The sequence below is a fragment of the Streptomyces sp. URMC 123 genome, from assembly GCF_051386515.1.
Taxonomy (GTDB): domain Bacteria; phylum Actinomycetota; class Actinomycetes; order Streptomycetales; family Streptomycetaceae; genus Streptomyces.
Genome location: NZ_JBPQTV010000558.1, coordinates 1 through 2,089 on the forward strand (window position 1 = coordinate 1; position 2,089 = coordinate 2,089).

Consider the following 2,089-nt stretch of genomic DNA (forward strand, 5'->3'; position numbering starts at 1 on the left):
CGGCCACCCGTCCCTCCACCACCCGTCCCTCCACCGACGGCTCCCAGGCCACCCGTTCGCCCGCCACCCGTTCGCCGTTCTGCTGTCGCCGCGCCGTGCACCCCGACCTAGCGTGCCGTTAGACGGTCCCCCAGGCACCGGGGACCCGTGGCACGCCCCGAGGGGAGTCAGATGCGCAGCGGGAATCAGCGCAGGCGAGGCCGGCACAGACCGGTGCGGCGCAAGCGTCCCCCCTGGGGACTGATAGCGCTCGTCCTCCTGATCGGCGTCGCGCTGATACGGAACGGGACCTTCGAGCTGCCGGGCCCGCCGCAGCCCTCCGTCGCATCCCGGGCGGACAGCCGCTCCCAGGCCACCCCGGCGCCCTCCACCGCCCCGTCGGCCGCGGCGGAGCCGAACGCCCCGCAGGACCGGCAGGCCGCCCCGGCGGAGCCGGCCGCGCTGCCCTCCTCCGAGCCCAACCGGGTGCGCATCCCGGCGATCGGGGTGGACGCCCCGCTGACCTCGCTGGGGGTGGACGCGGAGGGGTGGGTGGAGTCGCCGCCGGCCGAGGAGAAGAACCTGGCGGGCTGGTTCCGGGACGCCGTCACCCCGGGCGAGCAGGGCACGGCGGTGCTGGTCGGGCACGTGGACAACAAGCAGGGCCCGGTCGTCTTCTACAGCCTCGGCGCGCTGAAGAAGGGCCAGCAGGTGGAGGTGCAGCGGCAGGACGGGCGCACGGCCGTCTTCGAGACGTACGGCGTGGAGGTCTTCGACAAGGACGCGTTTCCCGCCGAGAAGGTGTACGGCGACACCGGCAAGCCGGAGCTGCGGGTCATCACCTGCGGCGGCGGCTACTCGAAGGCCAACGGCTACGACTCCAATGTGGTCGTCTTCGCCAAGATGGTCGCGGTGCGCTGAGGCGGTGCGGCGCGGGCCTCCCGGCGGGGCCCGGCCCCGCCCCGCCCGTCCAGTGGCCGGTCACCCCGTCCGCATGATGGACAACGGTGCCATCGCCGTTCCATCCCATCTCGACGCCATCCCGTCTCCACCCCATCCCGTCGCCATCCCATCGCGTCCGCGCTCCCGGGCGGGCGTGATGGGATGGACGCATGAGCACCACCGTGACCACCTGGTACCTGGAACAGACCTCGCCGGCCGATCTCGTACCGGCCGCCGAGCCCGCCCCCGGGCGCGATATCCGCGTGATCCGGGCCGAGCTGCCCTCGCCCGAGCTCAGCCGGTTCCTCTACACGACGGTCGGCGCCGATGTGAGCTGGACCGATCAGCTCGGCTGGACGCGCGAGCAGTGGCGGGCGCATGTGGAGCGGCCCGGGGTGGAGACCTGGATCGCCTACGAGCGGGGCACCCCGGCCGGCTACATCGAGCTGATGGCCGGGGAGGAGGGGGCGGACGAGGGCGCGGTGGAGATCCGCTACTTCGGGCTGCTGCCGGACTTCCGGGGCCGGGGGATCGGCGGCCATCTGCTCACCGTGGGCACGGCCCGCGCCTGGGACCTGGGCGAGCGCCGGCCCGAGCTGCCGCCGACCAAGCGGGTCTGGCTGCACACCTGCAGCAAGGACGGCCCGTACGCGCTGGAGAACTACCGGCGGCGCGGCTTCCGCGTCTTCCGCACCGTCGAGGAGTGAGGGCCCGCCGGCCCGGCCGGCCCCCGCGATTCACATGGCTGTCCCACACAATGGGACAGCCATGTCCACATTGTGGATAATGGTGGACGGTCCAAACCGGCGCGTGCCACCCTTCCGTCATGTCCCGAGCTGGAATCGCCTTGGTGAGTCGACGCCACGTCGATCTCGGCCGCATGTCCAGCGCCATCTGTCCGGCGAGCTGACAGTCACAGCACCGCCGCGCCGCCGCCGTCCCCATCGCCGTGGACGCGCGAGCACGTTCCGACTCCGCCGGACACCCCTCCGCCCCACCGCGCTCCGCCGTACCGCGTCCCCTGTGGCATAGCGGTATCCACGGGGACGAACCGGGCGTCGTACCGGCACCCGGCCTTCCCCACCGCCTCGCACCAGGAGCCCCGCCCCCACGGCGACGCCCCGTTCCGCGCCGGCGGTGGACGCGCCGTACGCCCCGGCCCCGCCGG

At 73.5% G+C, this 2,089-nt stretch carries 3 protein-coding genes; all 3 read left to right on the forward strand.

Features of this window, described 5'->3' with window-relative positions:
• Nucleotides 1-171: 171 nt before the first annotated feature.
• A complete protein-coding gene (locus tag ACSNOD_RS30690; protein WP_436770353.1) occupies nt 172-900 on the forward strand; it encodes a class F sortase in 729 nt (242 codons plus the stop codon).
• Nucleotides 901-1,091: 191 nt separating this feature from the next.
• On the forward strand, nt 1,092-1,628 hold the full coding sequence (locus ACSNOD_RS30695; RefSeq protein ID WP_436770354.1) for a GNAT family N-acetyltransferase: 537 nt from the start codon (nt 1,092-1,094) through the stop codon (nt 1,626-1,628).
• Between the two features lie 119 nt (nt 1,629-1,747).
• Nucleotides 1,748-1,831: a putative leader peptide gene (locus tag ACSNOD_RS30700; protein ID WP_313879519.1), complete on the forward strand. Its 84-nt coding sequence runs from the start codon at nt 1,748-1,750 to the stop codon at nt 1,829-1,831.
• Nucleotides 1,832-2,089 lie beyond the last annotated feature (258 nt).